Consider the following 20,001-nt stretch of genomic DNA (forward strand, 5'->3'; position numbering starts at 1 on the left):
TAAAGTATCCGGATGACCTAAGTGGGTCAAAAAATGAAGATCGCCCTAGGGGCGGTTTTTTGTTATAATTTAGCCATAATATATATGGCCGCAGGTTATATAAAATTGCAGTTCAAGGATCCTGATACGACCAAAGATTTTATTTTGCCCTTTGTAGTCTACGACCAGATGCCGGATCGGGAGGATCGATATAGTACTTCAGAGTTAGAAAAACTACTTAGGCAAGCCTTAAAGGAAACCAACTGGCGCTTAATGACTAGTGAGTGACGTACCGTTTAGGCATGCTAGAAGGGCGCTTACATGGTTATGACCGTGAAGAAGATCTGCTAAAGTTAATCAAAGAATAGTATTTTAAAAAGCCCGCTCGGGCTTTTTAAATAGAGAATTTATTTAATTGTAACTACTACTTTGCCACGAGGATTGTTCTTTTCAAAAAAGTCGAAAGCCTCTTTTATCTGATCCAGAGTAAACACCTTGTCTACCTGCGGTTTAACTTTTCCGCTATCAACCAACTCTGCTAATCTAGTAAGTTGTTCCGTCGATGTTTGGGTCATTTGAGGTATGACAGTGACCTCATGCTCTTTAGCCATTGCTTCATCAGCTGGGCCTACCATAGATACTACAATACCACCTTTTTTAACTGCCTTAACTGATCCTTCGAGTGTTGGCTGGGCAGTAACGAATGCGGCATCGTAATCTTTAATAATGGTAGTGAAGTCTTGCGTTTTATAGTCAATGACTTCATCTGCTCCTAGTGATTTTGCAAACTCAATGTCGTCCGTGGCAACGGTGGTCGCTACATACGCCCCACGAAGTTTAGCTAACTGAATTGCGAGTGATCCAATGCCACCAGCTCCACCCTGAATGAGGATTTTCTGTCCACTTTGAATGTTAATATGTTCTTCAATTCCTTGGATAGCACTTGCACCTACAAGGGGGAGGGAGGCTGCTTGGTTCATATCAACTGAAGTAGGCTTTTTAGCTACCTTACCGCTTGGAGCGGCTGTAAATTCAGCCAGAGATCCTGATCCGCCAAGTAGCGCACCTGCTTGGCCATATACTTCATCGCCAATGCTCAAACCCGTCACACCTTCGCCGACTTCAGTTACAACGCCTGCAAAATCACCACCTAAGGTTGAGGGGAAATTTATTGGCATCATTTGCTGTAAGTACCCTGAACGAATGGCGCTATCAATACGATTAAGACTGGCTGCGTGAACTTCTACCACAACTTGGCCGGATTGAACGGTTGGGGTAGAGGTGTCGCTTGTTATTTCAATTGCTTCAGTGCCCCCGTATTGTTTTATTTGAACTGCTTTCATATTATTTACCTTTTTTAGCTTGTTGTTTAATTCCATCAGACAAGCTTTTTAATAGTTTTAGTGTATATTCGGCATTGAGGCGATAGTAGACCTCTTGGCCTTTTCTTTCATCAATAACAATGTTGTATAATTTCAGCGTTTTTAGGTGCTGTGACATTGCCGATTGGCTGATTTTCACGGCTTTAACCAATTGGCCTACCGTTTTAGCCTCATTAAACAATGCCTCGACTATTTTGTAGCGTGAGGCGTTGCCAATACCTTTACCTAATTTTTCAATTTCATCGCATAATTCTGACATATAAACTTGATCAATTTATTTATCGTATTAAGATATTAGCATATCCTAATATCTTGTCAAGTTTATGAGACATTGTGTATTTGTTATAATAAAAACATGTTAGAAGACAATTAAAACCTAGTTATCCACTAGATTATTTGACAATATTTTTTTATCTGATATAAATAGGGTATGGGGGTATTACCTATATAATTAACCAAACCAACATGGATCATTCACTAGACCCGAAACTAAAAAAACGAGCTGTACACAGGGCAAAGATAATTAAAGGACAGTTAGACGGCCTAATTAAGGCTATAGAAAACGAAGAGTATTGCCCTACTCTTATGGAGCAATCTTTATCCATTCAAAGGTCGCTAAAAAGCCTAGATACGTTCTTACTGGAAAATCACTTACGCACCCATGTTAAGCACCAGATGCAAAACAACGGCGAGAGTGAAAAAGCAGTAAAGGAACTAATCAAGGTCTACACCTTATCAAACAAGTAATTTTATGTCTAAGCAAATAAAAATAATTATAGCTGTAGCGGTTGGAGTTCTAGGATTAGGACTTACCTTGTTTTTAAATCAGCCAACTGAGCATGAGCAAATGCAAGGTACTGGTGCTGAGCATAACATCCTTCAAACTGATACCCAATCTTACGACTTTGGTACGATATCGATGAAAAATGGAAAGGTTAAAACCACTTTCAAGATTAAAAATCCGACAGCCGAAGCCTTAACAATGTCTAAGCTATACACCACCTGTATGTGTACTGAAGCGAAGCTTATGGTAAACGGAGCAACGGAAGGTCCATTTGGAATGCCCGGACACGGTTCTATTCCAACCTTTGAACAAAAGCTTGATCCTAATCAGGAAGCAGAAATTGAAGTCGAATATGACCCAAATGCTCACGGCCCATCAGGGGTAGGTCGAATTGAGCGATCTGTCATTGTCGAGGGGCAAGGCGGAAAACTTGCCACGTTAAATATTATCGCTAACGTGACACCATAATGAAATACAAAAATCTCATTTTATTAGTACTGTTTGGACTGTTGGTGTTTGGTGGTGCTTTGTTTTTCCAAAAGTTTCAGGCAGGCAGCCAGTGGCTTTGGAGCGTGAGCAACGAAGGACAAACCCTGCTTCCCTTAGTTGTAGTTTCATCGCTTGTCGATAGCATTAACCCCTGTGCTTTCTCGATCTTAATTGTCAGCATAATTTTCTTATTTGGCATCGGAAAAACCAGAGAGAATATATTCAAATACGGAATCGCATATATTTTCGGTATTTTCCTAGTCTATTTGCTCATAGGACTAGGGATCATGCAAGTGCTCCATGTGTTTAATGTTCCGCACTTTATGTCTAAGCTCGGTGCAGGATTATTGATCCTTTTTGGAGCAATAAACATACTTGAGACTATTTTCCCGAACTTTCCTATAAAGTTCGCTATCCCTCATAGCGCACACGGAAAGATGAATGAGTTGGTTAAGAAAGTAAGCATTCCCGCTATGGTCGCTCTGGGCGCATTAGTAGGACTATGTGAATTCCCATGCACTGGTGGCCCATACCTGACCGTTATAGGGTTGCTCCATGATTCTAAAACCTATTGGAGCGGCACAGGGTACCTGCTGTTATACAACCTGATTTTTATTCTTCCTTTGGTAGTAATCTTACTTATCGCAAGCAATAGAAGCTTGGTAGATAAAGTTCAAGATTTCCAGAAATCAAACAAGAAGTACATGAAAATAGTCGCTGGGTTCATAATGATTATCTTGGCATTCGTAATTCTATCCTTATGATCTATTTCTTAGCATCAATTCTAGTTTTAACTATCATCTTTGCGTATTTATACAAAACGAAGTTAATAACTGTTTGCCCTATTTGCGCCGGAGTTGTCATTACCTGGTTAATAGGAGTTGTGGGTATTTATACAGGGCAGGAATGGGCTAATCCGTTGATCGTTGCTATTTTGCTTGGAGCAAGCCTTGGTGCTCTGGCCGACAAATACGGAAGCAGATTTGGTCTGGTTTGGAAAACTTTAATGGTGCTGATCGGTCTTCCTGCTGTGTACTTCATTGTTCAAGAAAACCTTTGGTTTGGACTGGGATTAGTTGCTGGGCTAGTTATTCTTACTTTGGTGTTTGGTAAGAATACCGCAAACCACAAACCCCACAACAAAGATTTATTTAAGGAATGTTGCTAACAATAATTAATACATAAATATATGCAAGAAAAAATATTATACGGAGTAGTGGGTCTACTCATTGGCGTTATTGCCACCTGGGCCTTTGCAAATAGAGCTGTTAACTCTCATCATCCCGGCATGATGAACATGATGGGCATGAGTCAAACCTCAGAAATTATGGATAATATCGACAAACACTTTATCGAACAAATGATTCCTCATCATGCAGATGCCATAGCCATGGGTCATTTGGCTCTTGAAAAGGCCGAGCACCAAGAAATCAAAAACTTAGGGCAAAATATCATTGATGCCCAGAGTTCGGAAATTGACCAAATGAAAAATTGGTACCAAGGCTGGTTCAATGCTTCTGTTCCGGATGTGTTCGCAGGAACAGATCACGGTATGGGTTCAGGAATGATGCATGGAGGCATGATGAATAATGAATCAGACATTGAGAGTCTGAGGTCAGCCACGCCGTTTGATAAGGCTTTCATAGAGGAAATGATACCGCACCACCAAATGGCTGTGATGATGGCGCAGATGCTAAAATCCTCCACTACGCGCCCAGAAATGAAGCAGTTAGCTGATAACATTATTGAAGCTCAAAACAAAGAGATTGAGCAAATGAGAAGCTGGTATAGCCAGTGGTATAAATAATATGCACGAACACCATAATCATCACAGCATGAATCATGCACACGAAGCGCATGGTACCCATGATAATGGTCATGACAAGCACGCTGGTCACTCGCCAGAGATGTTTCGTGACAGATTTTGGCTAAGTTTTGTTCTAACCATTCCAGTAGTTTTATATTCGCATATGATTCAGGAATGGGTAGGCTTCACTATGCCGGAATTTCCGGGTTCCGACTGGATCCCATTTGTCTTAGGAAGCATAATATTTTTTTACGGCGGTACAGTATTCTTGAAAAGTGCTTTAGGGGAACTGAAAGCAAAATTGCCAGGTATGATGACACTCATTTCCTTGGCGATTTTGTCTGCTTATATCTACAGTGTGGCAACAACGTTCTTTATTTCTGGTACCGAGTTCTTTTGGGAACTAGCTACCTTAATCGTCGTAATGTTGCTTGGCCACTGGATGGAAATGCGGTCAGTAAGCAACGCTCAAGGTGCGCTGAAAGAACTGGCTAAGTTGTTGCCTGATACAGCAGAACTTGTGAGTGGAAAAACAATACCAGTATCAGAACTCAAAATTGGCGATGTAGTTCAAGTTCGTCCCGGGGCGAAAGTTCCTGCAGACGGAATGGTGACCGACGGCAAATCAGACGTGAATGAATCTATGATCACTGGTGAGTCTAAGCCAGTTAAAAAAGCACTTGATTCAGAAGTGATCGCGGGTACTGTGAATGGCTCTGGTAGTTTAAATGTCAAAGTGACTAAAATCGGTGAATCAACAGCGTTGGCAGGAATCATGAGGCTTGTTGCAGAAGCTCAGAATTCAAGATCAAGGGCGCAGATCCTTGCTGATAAAGCCGCTTTCTATTTAACAATCATTGCGATTATTTCAGGCGTAGCAACACTCATCGGCTGGCTTGTTGCAGGGCGAGGCTTGGAATTTGCTATGGAAAGAACAGTTACTGTGCTAGTTATTGCATGTCCTCACGCATTAGGATTAGCCATACCACTAGTGACTTCAATATCCACCACGCTGGGAGCAAGAAACGGCTTATTGATTAAGCAACGGATGGCTTTAGAATCTGCAAGAAATATTGATGTAGTGTTGTTTGATAAAACCGGAACACTAACCAGGGGTGAACAAGCAGTAGTTGATGTATGGACTTCTACGAGTATTACTGAAGAATCGCTTGTGCGTTTAGCTGGTTCAGTTGAAAATTTTAGTGAACATAGCTTAGGACAAGCCATCGTCGATTATGCAAAATCAAAAAATATTTCTTTGTCACCAGTAACAGAGTTTAGCGCAATAGCTGGACATGGCGTTGAAGCTAAGCTACAAGGCAAAAATATTGCCGTAGGCGGGCCACGACTACTTCAGTTAAAGCAAACATCAGTTCCCGAAGATTTAAAGACTAAGGCTTCCGGGGCTGATCAAGACGGCAAGACTGTTATGTATGTACTGGAGGACAATAAAGTAGTTGGAGTAATTACGGTTGCCGATGTTATTCGAGACGAATCCAAAGAAGCAATTAGTAGGCTTAAGGCTGAAGGAATGAAAGTTGCGATGATCACTGGCGATTCCGAAGGAGTAGCTTCATATGTAGCTAAAGAATTAGGACTGGATCAGTATTTTGCTGAAGTTCTTCCAGAACATAAGGCCGACAAGGTTAAGCAACTACAAAAGGACGGCAGTAAGGTTGCCATGGTTGGTGACGGTGTAAACGACGCGCCTGCACTTACCCAAGCTGATTTAGGAATCGCAGTTGGAGCTGGTACGGACGTAGCTATTGAATCAGCAGGCATTGTTCTGGTCAAAAGCAATCCATTAGATATTCCAAAGATTATAAAGCTATCTAAAGCAACATACACCAAAATGGGGCAAAATCTATTTTGGGCTACAGGTTATAATGTAGTTGCTATCCCTCTGGCCGCAGGTGTGTTGGCAGGACTCGGCATATTGCTAGCTCCTGCGATAGGCGCAGTGTTTATGTCTATCAGTACGATAGTCGTTGCTTTTAACGCCCAATTATTAAGAAAGCTTACATTATAAGGTTTATAAAGTGACACTAACCTGTAACTTTCACAAGTGGGGTATGTGTCACTTTTGTCATTTTTTGAGGGTGCTCGAGACCGGTCGAATTTGCTATAATGGAAACGCTTAGAAAAGCCAAGCAGGGCTTGACCAAACCACGGTTCTAGCTCGAAGAGGCCAGCCAAAAACCAAATACCCGAGAGGGTGTTTTTTGATGATATAATAAAGAAAAGAAATTAATAGGAAACAAAAATGGAAAACACAACTTTTTTGGCTCAGTTATGGGGCCCGGCCATGCTTGCCGTTGGTTTAGGTATGCTAGTGAGCCGCAAGTATTACGCAAATTTGTATCGTGATTTAGAAAAGAATTCTCTCGCTGTATTGATCTTTGCTATGTCGGCAATCGCAGTTGGTGTCGCTCAAATCATGTACCACAACGTTTGGGGAACTTTCCCAGAAATTGTGATTAGCTTGCTCGGCTGGGGCACTATGATTAAAGGCCTCATCTTTGCGATTGTGCCTGGAATTTTGGATCCCTTAGGTGACTGGGAAGCGGACTCTAATTTGATTCCTGTAGCTGGCGGGTTTGCCATGTTGGTAGGCGCATATTTAACCGCTATTGGATTTTTGATGTAAATGGGCTTACTAGTACACATTTTATTATTTCTACTTTCTGCGTCTATCATCTGGTTTTTTGCAGGCTTGTTGATCGAGTCTGTAAATAATGTGGCGAGACGCTTTAATCAAAGCGGCTTCACGGTCGCTTTTTTTGTTTTGGGTTTCTTAACTTCCATCAGCGAAATTTCTGTGATGGTTAACTCGACCATCAACGGCACGCCGCAGGTATCGGCGGGAAACTTGGTTGGGGCGTCGTTTGTGATCATCTTGCTTGTCATTCCCGTGGTGGCTATTGTGGGCAAAGATATCCAGCTGCGGCGGACTATCAAACGCAGGAATTTAGCCTTGGCGCTAATCACCATTCTTTTGCCTCCGCTGCTCATGCTGGACGGTTCGGTTAGCCTCAGAGAAGGATTAATATGTATTATGTTTTTTGCGACTTTGCTTTACCTGATTCGCTCGGACAGCAGAGATAAGGTTCCTAAGATCATCAAGGAAGTCGAGCAGGAGCTCATCGACAGCCGAAAGTCTACCGCGGTTGATATTGTGAAAATTATTGTGGGCGCTGTGTTTATTTTTGTTGCTGGGCATCTGCTGGTGGAAGAAGCTGTATTCCTGGCAAACTTTTTGAGTGTTCCAGTTTCCATCATTGGCTTGCTAGTTTTGTCTGTAGGTACGAATATACCTGAGTTGGTTATCGCCGTCCGCTCCATTTTAAAAAAGCGCAAGGACATTGCTTTTGGTGATTACTTAGGTTCTAGCGTGGCGAATGTTTTTGTGTTCGGTCTGCTGCCAGTACTTAATGGGCGGTTTAGCGTCGAGCCTACTGAGTTCATAGCTACGGCAGCTTTGATGCTGGTTGGTTTTACTATGTTCTACTTTTTTGCGAAATCTCAAAATAAGATCTCACGTAAGGAAGGATTGGTTTTAGTATCAATCTATGTTATGTTTGTAGTGATTCAGACTATTAATTTAATCCGCTTCGCTACGGACTAACTTCTCTCGCAAATTAATCATAAATTTATGCGAAAAATAATTGTATTGATAATCGTTATTGCAGCGGCAGCGGGTGTGTACTGGTACACAAGCAAGGATGATAAAAATTCCCTTACCGAAACAATCCCTTCCACCGATGACCGTTCTGTCCCCGCTGACAGTACTTTCGAAGCCGGACTTCCTACAAAGCGCTGGCAATTATCCGTGTTGAATTCCAAGAGCGGCCAGACCGTAATCGGTGGCCAGTACCCTCAGGCCATTTATATAGAATTTAACCCAGCCGACAACAGTTATAAAGGTTATGCCGGATGCAATACTTTCAGCGGTAAGTATGAGGCTTCGGGTGATTATGGTTTCTCTTTTGGGCCGATCGCTTCCACCAAGATGGCCTGCGATTATATCGACTTAGAAGGAGCAGTATTTGAAGCCATGAGAAAAGCTGCAACATGGGGAATAAAGGGCGAACAGCTGGTCTTTACCAGCGAAGATGGTTACACAGATTTGGTTTACAGTCGGCAGTAGAGAATGGCAGTATGCGCGCAATAGAAAATATAAGCAAATAAAAAAACGGGAAGCTAACATGCTTCCCGTTAAACGTTTCGGTTGTCCGAAACTATTTATTACCTGACCTAAACAGAGCATCGAACTGCGGCTCATCGCCCTTGAGGTAGAATTTGACATTCCCGCCCCCGAGCGTGTTTTCTGCCGCCAATAGGCCTCGATAAAGCCGGAAGAACGCTGGGTTTTTCCCGTACGCTTCGTTGTAGATGCGTGCGGCTTCGTTATCACCCTCGCCGCGCAGTTTTTGCGCGTTCATCTCTGCCTCAGACTTGATGATTGTCACCTGTTTGTCGGTGTCCGCCCTCATTTCCATGGCTTTCTGTTCTCCTTCCGAACGATACGTTTTAGCCTGTTGGGCTCGTTCCGACATCATTCTCTGATAAACAGACGCTTTATTTTGATCCGGAAGCTCGGTGGTGCTGACCCGCACCATCAAGGAATCGAGACCTAAATTAGCCATGGGTCCTTCCACCGCGTCGCTTACGTTTTGCATTACAGTGTTTCTTTCGGCGACAAGAATGTTTTCGAAAGATTTCTGTCCCAGCTCTCGCCTCATTTCCGAATAGACGATTTCGCCTGTTCTGGAATTTGCTCCAGCCTGGGTCTGCAAACGGCCGATGTAGAGGATACCGTCACTGATTCGGTAGTACGAATATGTGTCGACGATCATCGTCTTCTTATCCGCGGTGATGATTTCCCGTGGGTTGTCATCATACTGCAGCCATCTCTTGTCCAGCTTCATAACCGAGTTGATCGGCCATGGTAGCTTAAAGTGGAGCCCTGGTTCGGTCACTTCGTAGATGGGGTTCTGCAGCCGCAGCACCACGGCCCGTTCGGTCTGGTGAACCGTGTACGGGACTGTGAAAATGATGTCGAGCACGACGATCGCTATAAGAATATACAGGATTTTTCTAATCATTGAATCTCCTCCCTCACTTATTGAGGTTCATCAGCCGAAGCGTGCCCTGGTCGCGAACCACGTATTGTTCTTTGCCTGGCATCACTTTTTCCATTGTCTCGTATCTCAGCCTAGCGGTGGTGAGTTCGGGATTCTGTTGGTATTCTTTAAGTACTTCCAGAAACCTGGCTACGTCGCCGGTCGCATAGTTGATGCGCTGTTGTTTGTAGGCTGCCGCCTCTTCGAGAATTGACTGAGCTTCTCCCTTTGCTTTGGGTAGCTGCTCATTCATATATCCTTGAGCGTTGTTGATGGCCTGGCCTTTATTTTCCAAGGCGTTGTTAACATCCTGGAAGGCAGCCATAACTTCGTTCGGCGGGTGAACATCCTGCAACTGAATGCCGACAATTTCGACTCCGAAGTCCATCATATCGCACAGTTCCCGGAGAACCCTTTCGGCTTCTTCCTGAACCTGGCTTCGTCCGGTAGTGGCAAGCTCGTCGAATGTAGAGCCGCCCGCCACCGTTCTCATGGCAGACTGGGCATTCCTCTTGGTTGCTTCTTCTGGATCGGCGACTTCGAACAGCCATTTGGCAGCGTCCGCGATTCGGTACTGCACTACGTAGTCCAGCTTTACGATATTTAGATCCTTGCTCAGAGCGTTGTTTTCGTGTGCCACTTCTTCCTCTTTGCCTTTATCGTTGGTTTTGAAGCCGATCTCGATGCGCATGATTTTCTGCACCGAGACCTCTTCCGCAACCTCGATAGGCCAAGGGGCTTTAAAGTTAAGGCCGGGTCCGCTAGTGCGGACATGCTTGCCGAAGCGTGTCACGACTGCGTTTTCGTCCTTCGCCGTGATGATCCAACAAGTCAACAGGGACCAGGCCAGGATGATTCCAAAGCCGATCTTCCATAGTGACAGGTTGAGAAGAAAGAAGAGTTGCTTGTTGGGAGGCCTTTGTGTGGCCCGCCCGGCTCGTGTGAAGATATCCTGCTCAGTTTCCGGAATTACCGGAGCATGAGCATTATACTTCCCAATATTGATCCCTAGTTTGGCTAGAAGCCCTGCTATGGTCATTTTTTCCTCCAAGTTTTTGTGCTTTAGCACGTTTTTAAAATACATTCTTACCGAATGATAAGAACCTGAAATTATACCTTATTTTAGCCATTTTGTCAATGTATAGTGGATTGGTAATTAAGTATGCTAAAAAACGCCGATTAACCTTACAATTTGCTATAATAATAGATATTAAAACTTATCTATGAAAAACCTCCAGGATTCCCTCAATAATTACCGCGTATTGGCAATTTTCATCAACCTTGCCATTTTGGTAACCGTAATTTTTGCCACTGTATATTTCTCTGTTCAGCAGAGTTATCGTACGAATGCCAATGACCCTCAGGTGGAAGTTGTCGGCCAGGTAGAAGAAGTTATTAAGCAGGATGTGCCTTTGGATGCAATCGTCAGCGAAGCAGAGCAAATTGATATAGCCGAAAGTTTGTCCTTGTTCGTCATGATCTTCGATAGTAATCGCCAGCTAATTGGTTCGTCTGCAACTTTAGACGGACAAGCACCAACACCGCCGGAGAATGTTTTTGCATTAGCAAAAGAACAGGGTGAAAACCGCTTTACATGGGAACCTAAGCCAGGGGTCCAAGTAGCTGCTGTATTAAAGCCGGTAGATGATAAAGCTTTTGTTTTGGCCGGACGTTCCTTAAAAGAAATAAATGATAGGGAAGCAGCGCTACTTAAAACTTGTATAATCGGCTGGGCGATTTCCGTGTTGTTGCTGGCAGGGTTAAGCTTGCTGTTAAAACCCCGCCAATCTGTGGCCGTGATAGAGGAAACCAATGTGACCGTAGTAGAACCATCTGGCGACGCTACAACACAAACCATAACAGAAGAAACGGTTATAGAGGATGTTAAATCGTAAAGATCTAGTTACCGGAGACAGCAGGATGGCCGTTGATTCTGAAGATATAATTAGATTTTTAAATTGAAACGAAATAGGGAACAGGTAATGGCCTGTTCCCTATTTGTATAAAAAAATGCCCGCTCGGCGGACATTTTAGTTAGTGCTATTCTTTGGAATAAACGTCTCGGGTTTTGGCAATGTATTCGAGGGCTTTGTCTGCGCCTTCGAATTCGCCAACTGATACAGATTTATTTTCTAGAATCTTGTAAGTCTCGAAGAAGTTTTTGATCTCTTTCGGGGAGTGTTCGGACAGATCGGCTAAAGACTTTACGCTCTTATAGCGAGGGTCTTCGGTTGGAACTGCCAACACTTTGTTATCGATTTCGCCATTGTCTTCCATGTTCATAAAACCAATCGCACGGGCTTCCACTACCACCCCTGGCGGGATTGGATTAGTAGAGAATAGCAATACATCGGTGTTGTCGCCGTCGTCTGCGCGGGTCTGCGGAATGAATCCATAATTATATGGATAGCGTTGCGCAGAAAATAGCACGCGGTCTAATTTAATCACGTCTAGCTCTTCATCGTACTCATATTTATCGTGGCTGCCCTGAGAGATTTCGATAATTACATTGAATTTTTCAACGCTGCCAAAAGGTACATCTTTAAGTCCCATAAAAAATCTTTAATTATATGCAGTCATTATAAAGATAAATGTCGGGGCAGGCAAGTGGTAAAGTCTTGACTTAGGCACAATTTTGTTATAATAAATACATGAACTTTAAAGAAAAGGTGATAGAGGCTGTTAAGAGGATTCCAAGAGGAAAAGTTGTCAGTTATGGCCAGGTGGCAAGCGAGTGCGGCAGTCCGCGCGCTGCTCGCCAGGTCGGCTGGATGCTTCACGGCTTAGACGGCAATAATTCTGTACCATGGTGGCGGGTGATCAATAACGCCGGCTACATTAGCATCAAAGGAAACATAATGTCCACTCCCCTAGCTCAAAAAAATTTTTTGGAAAGCGAAGGCATCACAGTAAGCAAAGATCTAGAAATAGACATAGAAAAGTATCGTTACCACTTCCCTACTTGATAATGAAATTTACCAAGCTTCTAAAAATTACCATAGTCGCACTGATTATAATTTTTACAGTTGATGCTGGATTAATTTTTACTATGGCCAACTGGCAGCCGGAAGCGGAGAGAGCAGACGCTGTTGTCGTTCTAGGTGCAGCCATTAACACCCCGGCATTGACGCGAAGAACATTGGACGGTTTGCAACTGTACGAGCAGGGGAAAGCGGACCGACTAATTTTGTCGGGTGGAAAGATTGCAGACAGCGACATATCCGAAGCCGAGTTCATGTACAAGGTTATTACTAGTAACACCGCTAACCCGATCGATTATATAATAGAGGACCAGTCTCGCAATACTTATGAAAATATAAAAAACTCTAAAGCCAAACTTATAGAGAGCGAGAGAGCGGAGCGCATGCTTAATTCTCAGGACGAGCTGAGCGAGGCGGAAATCATGGAGAACAGCTCTGTTATTATTGTCAGTGACAAATATCATTTAGCCCGAGCTGTGTTGCTAGCTAAGCGCGCAGGCTTTGAGACTGTGCATTGGCATTCTCCGGACCCGTACTATTACCCCAAGCAAGAACTGCATTATTATTATTTCCGCGAATTCGTAGCTATTCTAAGTTATATCCCTAAATTTATTTTTGGGTGATTATGGTAAAACAATACCGATACCAATACCGATTTCGAACCGCTTTAAACAGCGGTTTTTGGTTGACAAAATTGCAAAAAAACGTTATATTGTAAAGTAAAAATTTAAAAGGAGGTGTAATAAATGGCTAAAGATCGCAGCAGTAATTTGGCAAATATCTACTTGCGTTTGCCTTTGCTTAACACGTTTTTAAAGCCGATCGTAGATGGTCGTTATGTGTATGTTCCCGGCATTGATCCGGAAAAATTTGAACGCGTCACCGGCTTTTTCGAGAAAGCGCAAGTCAAAGACGAATCCACCTTGTGGCGTTCATTCAAGGGTTATGACGGTCTCAAGGCCGTTAAGGCTTTTTCGGAAGAGGAAGTGGATACAATGCTGGATGAATATCTCCAGCAAGTGCATACCAGCTACCCCGAGCTGCGGGATGATCCGATACTGTCGGAACTGACTAAAACTATTTACGACCTAAAGCCGGTTATTGTGGCTGCGGAGAATCGCGATGTGAATGGAGTTAATCGCTCCCTTCAGGCTCTAACCTACGCTTTGTTATCTGCGTTCAGCGAAGTGATAACTCTTATCAGGGAAGTTAAAAAGCAGGGGAATATCACAGATAGTCTTCTGTCTTCCTACGAGCACTTGGATGACCAGGATGCAAAGCTCTGGGCAATATGCGGCGAAAAGGTTCATGAGTATCATCAGCAGATTAAGGCTCTGTTCGAATTCGAACATGAAATGAGTACTCAATACTTGACTCTATCAAAGGAAATCAAAGGCATGGTCTCGCGGCGGGTGAAGATTTATTCTTTAGAAGAAGAATTGCAGCCTGTCATGTCGAAGCACATTCTGAATGAGTTTTCCGATGCAGACACCGAAAACCTTCGGATTCAGGTAGAGGAATTTTATTCCTTGCTCACCAACTACAATGAAGATTGTGGTGTGTACGGACATTTAGTCAGTGAACTAAAAAGTCGCTTGGCATTGTACCCGGCGATGGTGAAGGCAGCCAAGAAAGCATTTGAAAGCTTCTCCACATTTCGCAAGGAAGAGGATATCAGCGCTTTGGTGCTTCAGAAATGGGTGCCGGAGGAAGTTTATAATCAGGCAATGCTCTGGATGGATCAGCGTATGCATTCTGCTACAACGTGGGATGCTAAGTTTCTGAAACTTCAGGGAGAGCTGTCTAATTGCGAGCACATGCTTACGGCTCAGGAAACTGCTAAAGTGTCCGGGTGGCTTAAGGCTATTCCGGAGGCTGTACAGGTTAAAAGCGCGGTGCCGCTGCCTTCCTTTCTTGGAGGGGGCAAGCCGCTTGGTTCCTTTGCTGGGCTTCCAACTGCCCCCACCGTGGAAACTTCGTTGCAATCCATAGAAGCAGTGGAGAGTTTTTCTGCTGCATCGCCGGATCCTCCGGTCGTCAATAAAGTCTCTGGGAACGGTAGCGCCAAAAGGGCGCCTATCATCATCAAAGCGGATGGCACAAAGAAGAAGGCAGAGAAGCGGGGCAACGAGAAGCACGCTTCTAAGCTTCCCGATTTGTATATCAACCCAGAACTTCCGATTCCAGAAACGTTGGACGACCTAATGGAATTATTCGAACTAGTTGCCGCCGCTCGAGAACCGAACCGTAACCCGCTTAGGGGCGCAACGTTCAAGAGCTCGTGGGAAATACTACAGATGGCTGGGTTTGATCTACGCGAACACGATATAGAACAGTTCCGTAAACATTTTCTCACCTGTGAATGCGTGCGAATAGTGGGGGAGGACGAAGATCCTCGGGTTTGTTACGATGAAACTGGCAAGCACATGCTTGTTTATTCCATTGGGACAGGTGGGGCTCGCGGCAAGGAGAGGTATAAATTGGCCGAGCGGAGATATACCCATAATTCATCCCTAACTGCGTTAGAGGAGAAGTGGGATATCACCCGCAAGTCTTTGCAGTTTCTTGCCAAGCAGCGCAAGGATGCAACCGATTTCTAGGCAAATAAAATAAGCCAGTCGAATTTCGACTGGCTTTTATTATTGTGTTTTTACGATTCATTTTACGGATTAAGTCTTTCCATCACTTCTTCCGCGAGATGTTCGTATTTGACCATAGTCTCTGTCGTCACTTCTTTACCCTCGTCTTCGACGTCCTGGTAGAAGAAGCGGGCAAACTCTTCCGCGATAAGCCAGACTGGGATCAGCAAGGATGTTTGGGCATCTTTCTGTTTCCAGATTTTAGCTTTTTCGTTCACAAACATCTGGTGAACGGTTTTCTCGGAATCAGTGCCAAGGCTATGAACCATAGTGATCGCTTTCTTATCCGGGTAAAGTTGATGGAAAACTTTAAATTTGTAACCCATGATATTCAGCAATTGCGTTTCCGGATCAACGATCGGAATCACACAGGCGTCACGGAACGGTCGGCCGTCCTCGTAAGCGCCTTCTATGGAAACATAAAGTTCGCCCGGGCTAGTACCCACGGCAGTGGCAACTCCTTGCTTGCCGCCGCTTCCCACTGGTTCGACAACTCCTTCGCCTTTGACAATCTTCCACCTTAGCGGGCCTTTTGCCAGGCCGACGTTGTAGCATGTGAGCTTGTATGGCTGCCCAACGAAGACGTTGGGACCGCGCTGAGCCGACAGGTACATCCGTTTTTCCGCTACGATTTCGTAGCTGGTCTGGGTGCCATGAGATTTTGCCCTCACAGTCACTGTCTTCCAGCCAGTCTTGTTGGTGGCGATTCCGGTCAGAGTCTTTTTATCCTTCGAGATGACGATCTTCTCCAGACCCGAATTAACAGTCAGCCAGTCTACATCACTGTATTTAGCATCTGTTAAGCTCGAATCGATATCCAGACTTAATTCTACGCGATCACCGCTCTGATACTCACGCTGCGTGCCGTGAATTATGAGAGCCTGTTCGGGTTCCGGATCCGGATCAAGGACGGGACGATATTCGCTCCCGCCAAACTCCTCACCGTAAGCCGTGGCCGACAAGTTGATGACTCGGCTCATCATGTCTTTGAGGCTAACACTTTCCTTTTTTACCTCCAGGTTGAGGCGGTCTTTAACTTCCTGCTCCAATTGGATAAGAAGCTCCACAAAGGGATTGACCATTTCCGAGTTGGTAATCTCGGGCGAAAAGGTATGCCTGTCATCATTGATGAACTGCCCAAAAAATTGTCTGCAGGTGATCACTCCGCTTAGTTCGGTCGTGTTGAGATAGATCTCGGGAACAAGTCCGCGGATATGATCCGGGAGCATGTTGACGAAATCGATCATGCGCACTTCTTCCCAACCGGTCGATGATAAATATACGCCATTATTGGCGGTGCTTCCGCCTTTGAGGGTGTAAATCTCAAAGTCAACTTGGCCTAGCTTTTCCTTAATCGGAGATTGAAGAAATGGCTTTCCTTTGATCTCCTTTGGGGGGAGTGGCTGGTCATTAAGCTGAATGGCATCCATGAACAACAAGGGTACCTTTTGCGCCAGCCTCTTAGCCAGATTGTCGGTTTTCTTTAGTTGCTTAGCCGAGGGAGTGCCGGAAAAATCGTAATGAAGGATAGTTCCGGTTTCTAAAACTTCAGGCCAACTATTGTCCGTAATGATTACAGGCTGAATCGTCCCGTGCGAAAATACTTGCCGCTGATACTCAGCGGTGGGGATGTTGAACTGAATCACATCTCGCCCTTCAATAGTTTTCGTGGTAACGGTTACGCCTTTGCACAAATAGAGCATGCCCTTGCTGCCGGTTCCAAATTTCGAAGATTGAACTTTGGAGTCACCGCTAGTTTTGGCTAAGCTGCAAAATGCATTGCGGTTAGCCTCGACCATGCCCATGCCATTATCGATGACTTGCACAAACTCCGGCGTGATTCTAATCCACACCTGATTGCTGCGCCAGTCGAAACAGTTCTTGATCAGTTCGATGAGGCATTCAATTAATTGCTTGTTTCCGAACTTCTGCAAGAACAACCCGTCGCCGGCCTCCATAAAGATCGGCGGCACCGAAGGTTTCATTGCGTGTAGTGTCATAGTTATCTATTACCTCTGCTACCTCTGTTCCGCCTCCCAGGCGGTCTGGTAAATGCTGGTTCAGTATGATGCGACAGCATGCTCAGGATATCTTTAGGATTCCTGGCACTGAGTGCCTGTAAGCCGCTGATCGCCTCAGAAATCTCAGGCTGCAGTTTAGCGATGATCTTTTCACGCTGCTGCGGGCTCGCTGCGATAGCTTCGTTTAAGAAAGCGATCGTAGCGCGCAGCTGAGATCGAAAAGCCATATTGAATACTTCGCTGTCCGCAATCTTGCGATCGTGGGGAACGAAGTCTTCGGCGCTAACCAGAGCTGCCTCGGGTTCGAGTGAGAAAGAAATGGAAGTCCGCGCAACAGGCATAGCTGGCGCAGCTCGTTCGGTAAGCGGCTGTTCTGTTTCTGTCGAAGCAGTTACTTCACCTAAGAGCAGTTTAGGCGCCAATTTGATGAAGCTTTCCGCTGCGCCTGCGATCATGCCACGATTGTAGGCTTTCTTAAAGGTGGTTTCACTAATAGCTATTCCAACTTGTAAGCAAGTTTTTACGACTGTGATTTTATTGCCATACTTAGCAATGCATCGGTTCGCTATCTCTACAAATTGATCGTGCGGGTTGAGGGAATCGAACGCGTGCGGAGCAGACTGCGCCACCGGAGAAATTTCTTCGACGGGTGCAGGTGGTTCCGGCGCTCTTTTTGGTTGCGGTTGGGGATTAAAACGGGTAGAAGTTTTCACTGCTTCCCAGTTTAATTCCTTAAAGACAGGATAGATTTCGTGAAAGTTTCTTTCGAATTTTTTCAGACAGTGGAGTGCTGGTTTTGAAACCAAGATGTTGTGGACAATCTTTTCGAAGCCGGCAAATTGGCCGGCGACGACATCTTTGCTGATGTTCATCTTTTGCATCTTATCCATCGAGGTCGACCAAAAGGTTATTACCCCCGGCCGACTGATAGAGAGAGGCCCTCGTTTATCACCGCACTTTTCCTTGTACTCGAATATCAGAAGCAGGATGTTATCCAGCTCCGGATATTTGGACCCACATGCCTTGGACAGTTCTTCCAAAGTTTGTTCTCCTCCAAGAGTAGCTTCTTTGCTTAGAAACTTGCTGATCGAGGCACTGTTAACATTGGAAAACTGACTGAACTTAGCGATGTTGCCATGGAACTTTATTTCTGCCCGAAGGATGTCTTCTAAGCCTTCCCATTGCTGGGCTAGGACCAAAAGATTTTCTCCAAGCAAAATATAATCCGTTTCCTGCTGATGAGGCATTGCACTTTTGGCAGATACGGTCATATTTTCCTCCCATTTAAAGTGTCAAAGTAGCCTTTTTACGCATCAAAATAATATGTATAAAGGACTTGTCAAAATAACATAAAACAGGCCAATGTCAATAAAAAACACCGTGAAAACGGTGTTAAATTTCTAATCAGCCAGCACCCTGTTTCTGGGCCTGTTGCTGATGGCGATCATGGCACTGATGCTTTTGACCGGAGCCTTTTTTGGAAAATATGCAGCGATCTGTTCCGTCTTCTGTCCCTTATGTGCAAGAGTCCGGATTAGCTGTCGACCCTGCGGAGTGAACTTTTCTTTCTCGTTCCAAAGCCGCGAAGGAGGTATGGCGCCCAGCAGCCCGTTGGGTTTTGGGGGAGCGGACTTAACCCTTTTAGCTACATGCTTCTCTGACTTATCGGCTACGCGCGCCTTAATTTGCACGCCCAGCAGCAGGGCTAATTCTTCTCGTACTTTTTTTGGCAATACTTCCTGTTTGGCAAGATCGCCGAACGAAGTTTTAGTCGACACGACTTGCATTTTATATTCGCTGTTTGGATGGCAAATATTTTCCAAACCTTCAATCATTGCTTCGACAACATCCTGCAGGGTTTTTGCCTTTTTATCTTCCAGCTTCATGAACTGGCAAAGCTGTGTCCAATTACTATTACGATAAGCTGCGAATCGAACCATAGTTGGGGCGTTTTTCAACTGAGCAGAGTTGATTCTCGACCTCAACCGATATTGCATTGCCGCATTGCAAACCTTTTCCCAGGTCAAAGCGCCTTTGGCGAGCAATGTTTCTTTCCAAAATTTATCCGGGATCCGATCCAGGCCCATGACCTTGGCTCGCAATGGGTAATTCACCTTGACGATAATTTGCAGTACCGCATGAACCCAGTGCATAAGACGGAAAGCATGATTGAAAGCTACTTGCCTGTCGTAGCCCATGCTGATAAATTTTAACACCAGATTTTCTATGACCGTTTTGAACTGAGGATCGTACATCATCAGCCAGACTGCAGGCTGCAGAATGCGCAGCAGTACATGATGATCTCGTCCTGCTGTGAGGTAAGTGCCAATGACTGTTTTGCGCTGTAGTTTAGACATGCGGATAACCTTTTCGAATTGGGGCAGAATATTATTCTGCAGCGATCCGTCTATATCTAAGTTGAAAATCTGAATTTGCTGTCCGCGGTCGAGTAGAAACAGCAAGTAGTCATTGAGGTCGTAGCGGAAGAGCTGAATTTTATGATTCAGCGGCTCACTCAAATTCCATAAATGGAGATCTAAATAGACCTTTTTGTCATGCTCAACGCAAGTGACTCTCTGTCGAGAGATGCCCAAACCATCAAGATGGGGAATCTCCAAACGATCTTTGCCGAGCAATACTACGGCCCGCGCGGATCGCAGATCTCTTGCCGAAAATGACTTGCGGACAAAGTCGTAAAACATATCCCGTGATGCATCTTTGGCAGGGGAATTTTCCATGGCTATAAGCCCTCCTAAGTGTTGTGTTCTAACCGTACATTTTTATGTACGGCAGTTT

General features: G+C 44.7%; 22 protein-coding genes. 14 read left to right on the forward strand and 8 right to left on the reverse strand.

The window, feature by feature from the left end:
* Positions 1-33 precede the first annotated feature (33 nt).
* The gene (locus IPM19_01700) at positions 34-267 is read left to right on the forward strand and encodes a hypothetical protein (protein QQS23260.1); all 234 of its coding nucleotides are present in this window, start codon (positions 34-36) and stop codon (positions 265-267) included.
* A gap of 119 nt (positions 268-386) precedes the next feature.
* On the opposite strand, the gene IPM19_01705 is transcribed toward IPM19_01700, so the two are convergent.
* Positions 387-1,358: an NADP-dependent oxidoreductase gene (locus IPM19_01705; protein QQS23261.1), complete on the reverse strand. Its 972-nt coding sequence runs from the start codon at positions 1,356-1,358 to the stop codon at positions 387-389.
* Positions 1,324-1,620 carry a winged helix-turn-helix transcriptional regulator gene (locus IPM19_01710; GenBank protein ID QQS23262.1) on the reverse strand — a complete coding sequence of 99 codons (297 nt, stop codon included), beginning with the start codon at positions 1,618-1,620 and terminating at the stop codon, positions 1,324-1,326. The genes IPM19_01705 and IPM19_01710 overlap by 35 nt, the downstream gene beginning before the upstream one ends.
* A gap of 206 nt (positions 1,621-1,826) precedes the next feature.
* Between IPM19_01710 and IPM19_01715 the strand changes: the two genes are divergently transcribed.
* The 9 genes from IPM19_01715 to IPM19_01755 all read left to right on the forward strand — a co-directional run bounded on the left by IPM19_01715 (position 1,827) and on the right by IPM19_01755 (position 8,588).
* Positions 1,827-2,108 (forward strand): metal-sensitive transcriptional regulator, encoded by a 282-nt coding sequence (locus tag IPM19_01715; protein ID QQS23263.1) that lies wholly within the window; start codon positions 1,827-1,829, stop codon positions 2,106-2,108.
* Positions 2,109-2,112: 4 nt separating this feature from the next.
* Positions 2,113-2,613, forward strand: coding sequence for a DUF1573 domain-containing protein (locus tag IPM19_01720; GenBank protein ID QQS23264.1), 501 nt, complete (start codon positions 2,113-2,115; stop codon positions 2,611-2,613).
* On the forward strand, positions 2,613-3,398 hold the full coding sequence (locus IPM19_01725; protein QQS23265.1) for a hypothetical protein: 786 nt from the start codon (positions 2,613-2,615) through the stop codon (positions 3,396-3,398). Before IPM19_01720 ends, IPM19_01725 begins: the two co-directional genes overlap by 1 nt.
* Complete coding sequence (locus IPM19_01730) at positions 3,395-3,802, forward strand: hypothetical protein (protein QQS23266.1); 408 nt, start codon at positions 3,395-3,397, stop codon at positions 3,800-3,802. Before IPM19_01725 ends, IPM19_01730 begins: the two co-directional genes overlap by 4 nt.
* Positions 3,803-3,823: 21 nt before the next feature.
* Positions 3,824-4,441: a DUF305 domain-containing protein gene (locus tag IPM19_01735; protein QQS23267.1), complete on the forward strand. Its 618-nt coding sequence runs from the start codon at positions 3,824-3,826 to the stop codon at positions 4,439-4,441.
* A gap of 28 nt (positions 4,442-4,469) precedes the next feature.
* Positions 4,470-6,470, forward strand: a complete 2,001-nt coding sequence (locus IPM19_01740) for a copper-translocating P-type ATPase (GenBank protein ID QQS23412.1) — start codon at positions 4,470-4,472, stop codon at positions 6,468-6,470.
* A 234-nt stretch (positions 6,471-6,704) separates the two neighbouring features.
* Positions 6,705-7,088, forward strand: coding sequence for a hypothetical protein (locus IPM19_01745; GenBank protein QQS23268.1), 384 nt, complete (start codon positions 6,705-6,707; stop codon positions 7,086-7,088).
* Positions 7,089-8,066 carry a sodium:calcium antiporter gene (locus IPM19_01750; protein ID QQS23269.1) on the forward strand — a complete coding sequence of 326 codons (978 nt, stop codon included), beginning with the start codon at positions 7,089-7,091 and terminating at the stop codon, positions 8,064-8,066.
* Between the two features lie 27 nt (positions 8,067-8,093).
* Positions 8,094-8,588: an META domain-containing protein gene (locus tag IPM19_01755; protein QQS23270.1), complete on the forward strand. Its 495-nt coding sequence runs from the start codon at positions 8,094-8,096 to the stop codon at positions 8,586-8,588.
* Between the two features lie 91 nt (positions 8,589-8,679).
* Here the strand turns inward: IPM19_01755 and IPM19_01760 are convergent, their stop codons facing one another.
* Both IPM19_01760 and hflK read right to left on the reverse strand, forming a co-directional pair.
* Positions 8,680-9,450 carry a protease modulator HflC gene (locus tag IPM19_01760; GenBank protein QQS23271.1) on the reverse strand — a complete coding sequence of 257 codons (771 nt, stop codon included), beginning with the start codon at positions 9,448-9,450 and terminating at the stop codon, positions 8,680-8,682.
* Positions 9,451-9,559: 109 nt separating this feature from the next.
* On the reverse strand, positions 9,560-10,603 hold the full coding sequence (gene hflK, locus IPM19_01765) for an FtsH protease activity modulator HflK (protein QQS23272.1): 1,044 nt from the start codon (positions 10,601-10,603) through the stop codon (positions 9,560-9,562).
* Between the two features lie 184 nt (positions 10,604-10,787).
* Between hflK and IPM19_01770 the strand changes: the two genes are divergently transcribed.
* Positions 10,788-11,459 carry a hypothetical protein gene (locus tag IPM19_01770; protein QQS23273.1) on the forward strand — a complete coding sequence of 224 codons (672 nt, stop codon included), beginning with the start codon at positions 10,788-10,790 and terminating at the stop codon, positions 11,457-11,459.
* A 145-nt stretch (positions 11,460-11,604) separates the two neighbouring features.
* On the opposite strand, the gene IPM19_01775 is transcribed toward IPM19_01770, so the two are convergent.
* A complete protein-coding gene (locus IPM19_01775) occupies positions 11,605-12,117 on the reverse strand; it encodes an inorganic diphosphatase (protein QQS23274.1) in 513 nt (170 codons plus the stop codon).
* A 98-nt stretch (positions 12,118-12,215) separates the two neighbouring features.
* Between IPM19_01775 and IPM19_01780 the strand changes: the two genes are divergently transcribed.
* The 3 genes from IPM19_01780 (at position 12,216) to IPM19_01790 (ending at position 15,145) form a co-directional block, all read left to right on the forward strand.
* Positions 12,216-12,530, forward strand: a complete 315-nt coding sequence (locus IPM19_01780; GenBank protein ID QQS23275.1) for an MGMT family protein — start codon at positions 12,216-12,218, stop codon at positions 12,528-12,530.
* Between the two features lie 2 nt (positions 12,531-12,532).
* A complete protein-coding gene (locus IPM19_01785) occupies positions 12,533-13,168 on the forward strand; it encodes a YdcF family protein (protein ID QQS23276.1) in 636 nt (211 codons plus the stop codon).
* 123 nt (positions 13,169-13,291) lie between these two features.
* On the forward strand, positions 13,292-15,145 hold the full coding sequence (locus IPM19_01790) for a hypothetical protein (GenBank protein QQS23277.1): 1,854 nt from the start codon (positions 13,292-13,294) through the stop codon (positions 15,143-15,145).
* Between the two features lie 62 nt (positions 15,146-15,207).
* On the opposite strand, the gene IPM19_01795 is transcribed toward IPM19_01790, so the two are convergent.
* The 3 genes from IPM19_01795 to IPM19_01805 form a co-directional block, all read right to left on the reverse strand.
* Entirely contained in the window at positions 15,208-17,184 is a 1,977-nt protein-coding gene (locus tag IPM19_01795) for an ATP-binding protein (protein ID QQS23278.1), read from the reverse strand.
* A 2-nt stretch (positions 17,185-17,186) separates the two neighbouring features.
* Positions 17,187-18,476, reverse strand: coding sequence for a hypothetical protein (locus tag IPM19_01800; protein QQS23279.1), 1,290 nt, complete (start codon positions 18,474-18,476; stop codon positions 17,187-17,189).
* A 129-nt stretch (positions 18,477-18,605) separates the two neighbouring features.
* Positions 18,606-19,943, reverse strand: a complete 1,338-nt coding sequence (locus tag IPM19_01805; GenBank protein QQS23280.1) for a hypothetical protein — start codon at positions 19,941-19,943, stop codon at positions 18,606-18,608.
* Positions 19,944-20,001: the final 58 nt, after the last annotated feature.

Source organism: bacterium (assembly GCA_016699995.1).
GTDB lineage: Bacteria > Patescibacteriota > Doudnabacteria > UBA920 > UBA920 > UBA920.

Excerpts from the sequence above, each read along its gene's own strand:
- IPM19_01700 (QQS23260.1), top strand. The coding sequence starts at position 34 with ATGAAGATCGCCCTAGGGGCGGTTTTTTGTTATAATTTAGCCATAATA.
- IPM19_01705 (QQS23261.1), bottom strand. The coding sequence starts at position 1,358 with ATGGAATTAAACAACAAGCTAAAAAAGGTAAATAATATGAAAGCAGTT.
- IPM19_01710 (QQS23262.1), bottom strand. The coding sequence starts at position 1,620 with ATGTCAGAATTATGCGATGAAATTGAAAAATTAGGTAAAGGTATTGGC.
- IPM19_01715 (QQS23263.1), top strand. The coding sequence starts at position 1,827 with ATGGATCATTCACTAGACCCGAAACTAAAAAAACGAGCTGTACACAGG.
- IPM19_01720 (QQS23264.1), top strand. The coding sequence starts at position 2,113 with ATGTCTAAGCAAATAAAAATAATTATAGCTGTAGCGGTTGGAGTTCTA.
- IPM19_01725 (QQS23265.1), top strand. The coding sequence starts at position 2,613 with ATGAAATACAAAAATCTCATTTTATTAGTACTGTTTGGACTGTTGGTG.
- IPM19_01730 (QQS23266.1), top strand. The coding sequence starts at position 3,395 with ATGATCTATTTCTTAGCATCAATTCTAGTTTTAACTATCATCTTTGCG.
- IPM19_01735 (QQS23267.1), top strand. The coding sequence starts at position 3,824 with ATGCAAGAAAAAATATTATACGGAGTAGTGGGTCTACTCATTGGCGTT.
- IPM19_01740 (QQS23412.1), top strand. The coding sequence starts at position 4,470 with ATGAATCATGCACACGAAGCGCATGGTACCCATGATAATGGTCATGAC.
- IPM19_01745 (QQS23268.1), top strand. The coding sequence starts at position 6,705 with ATGGAAAACACAACTTTTTTGGCTCAGTTATGGGGCCCGGCCATGCTT.
- IPM19_01750 (QQS23269.1), top strand. The coding sequence starts at position 7,089 with ATGGGCTTACTAGTACACATTTTATTATTTCTACTTTCTGCGTCTATC.
- IPM19_01755 (QQS23270.1), top strand. The coding sequence starts at position 8,094 with ATGCGAAAAATAATTGTATTGATAATCGTTATTGCAGCGGCAGCGGGT.
- hflK (QQS23272.1), bottom strand. The coding sequence starts at position 10,603 with ATGACCATAGCAGGGCTTCTAGCCAAACTAGGGATCAATATTGGGAAG.
- IPM19_01770 (QQS23273.1), top strand. The coding sequence starts at position 10,788 with ATGAAAAACCTCCAGGATTCCCTCAATAATTACCGCGTATTGGCAATT.
- IPM19_01775 (QQS23274.1), bottom strand. The coding sequence starts at position 12,117 with ATGGGACTTAAAGATGTACCTTTTGGCAGCGTTGAAAAATTCAATGTA.
- IPM19_01780 (QQS23275.1), top strand. The coding sequence starts at position 12,216 with ATGAACTTTAAAGAAAAGGTGATAGAGGCTGTTAAGAGGATTCCAAGA.
- IPM19_01785 (QQS23276.1), top strand. The coding sequence starts at position 12,533 with ATGAAATTTACCAAGCTTCTAAAAATTACCATAGTCGCACTGATTATA.
- IPM19_01790 (QQS23277.1), top strand. The coding sequence starts at position 13,292 with ATGGCTAAAGATCGCAGCAGTAATTTGGCAAATATCTACTTGCGTTTG.
- IPM19_01795 (QQS23278.1), bottom strand. The coding sequence starts at position 17,184 with ATGACACTACACGCAATGAAACCTTCGGTGCCGCCGATCTTTATGGAG.
- IPM19_01800 (QQS23279.1), bottom strand. The coding sequence starts at position 18,476 with ATGACCGTATCTGCCAAAAGTGCAATGCCTCATCAGCAGGAAACGGAT.
- IPM19_01805 (QQS23280.1), bottom strand. The coding sequence starts at position 19,943 with ATGGAAAATTCCCCTGCCAAAGATGCATCACGGGATATGTTTTACGAC.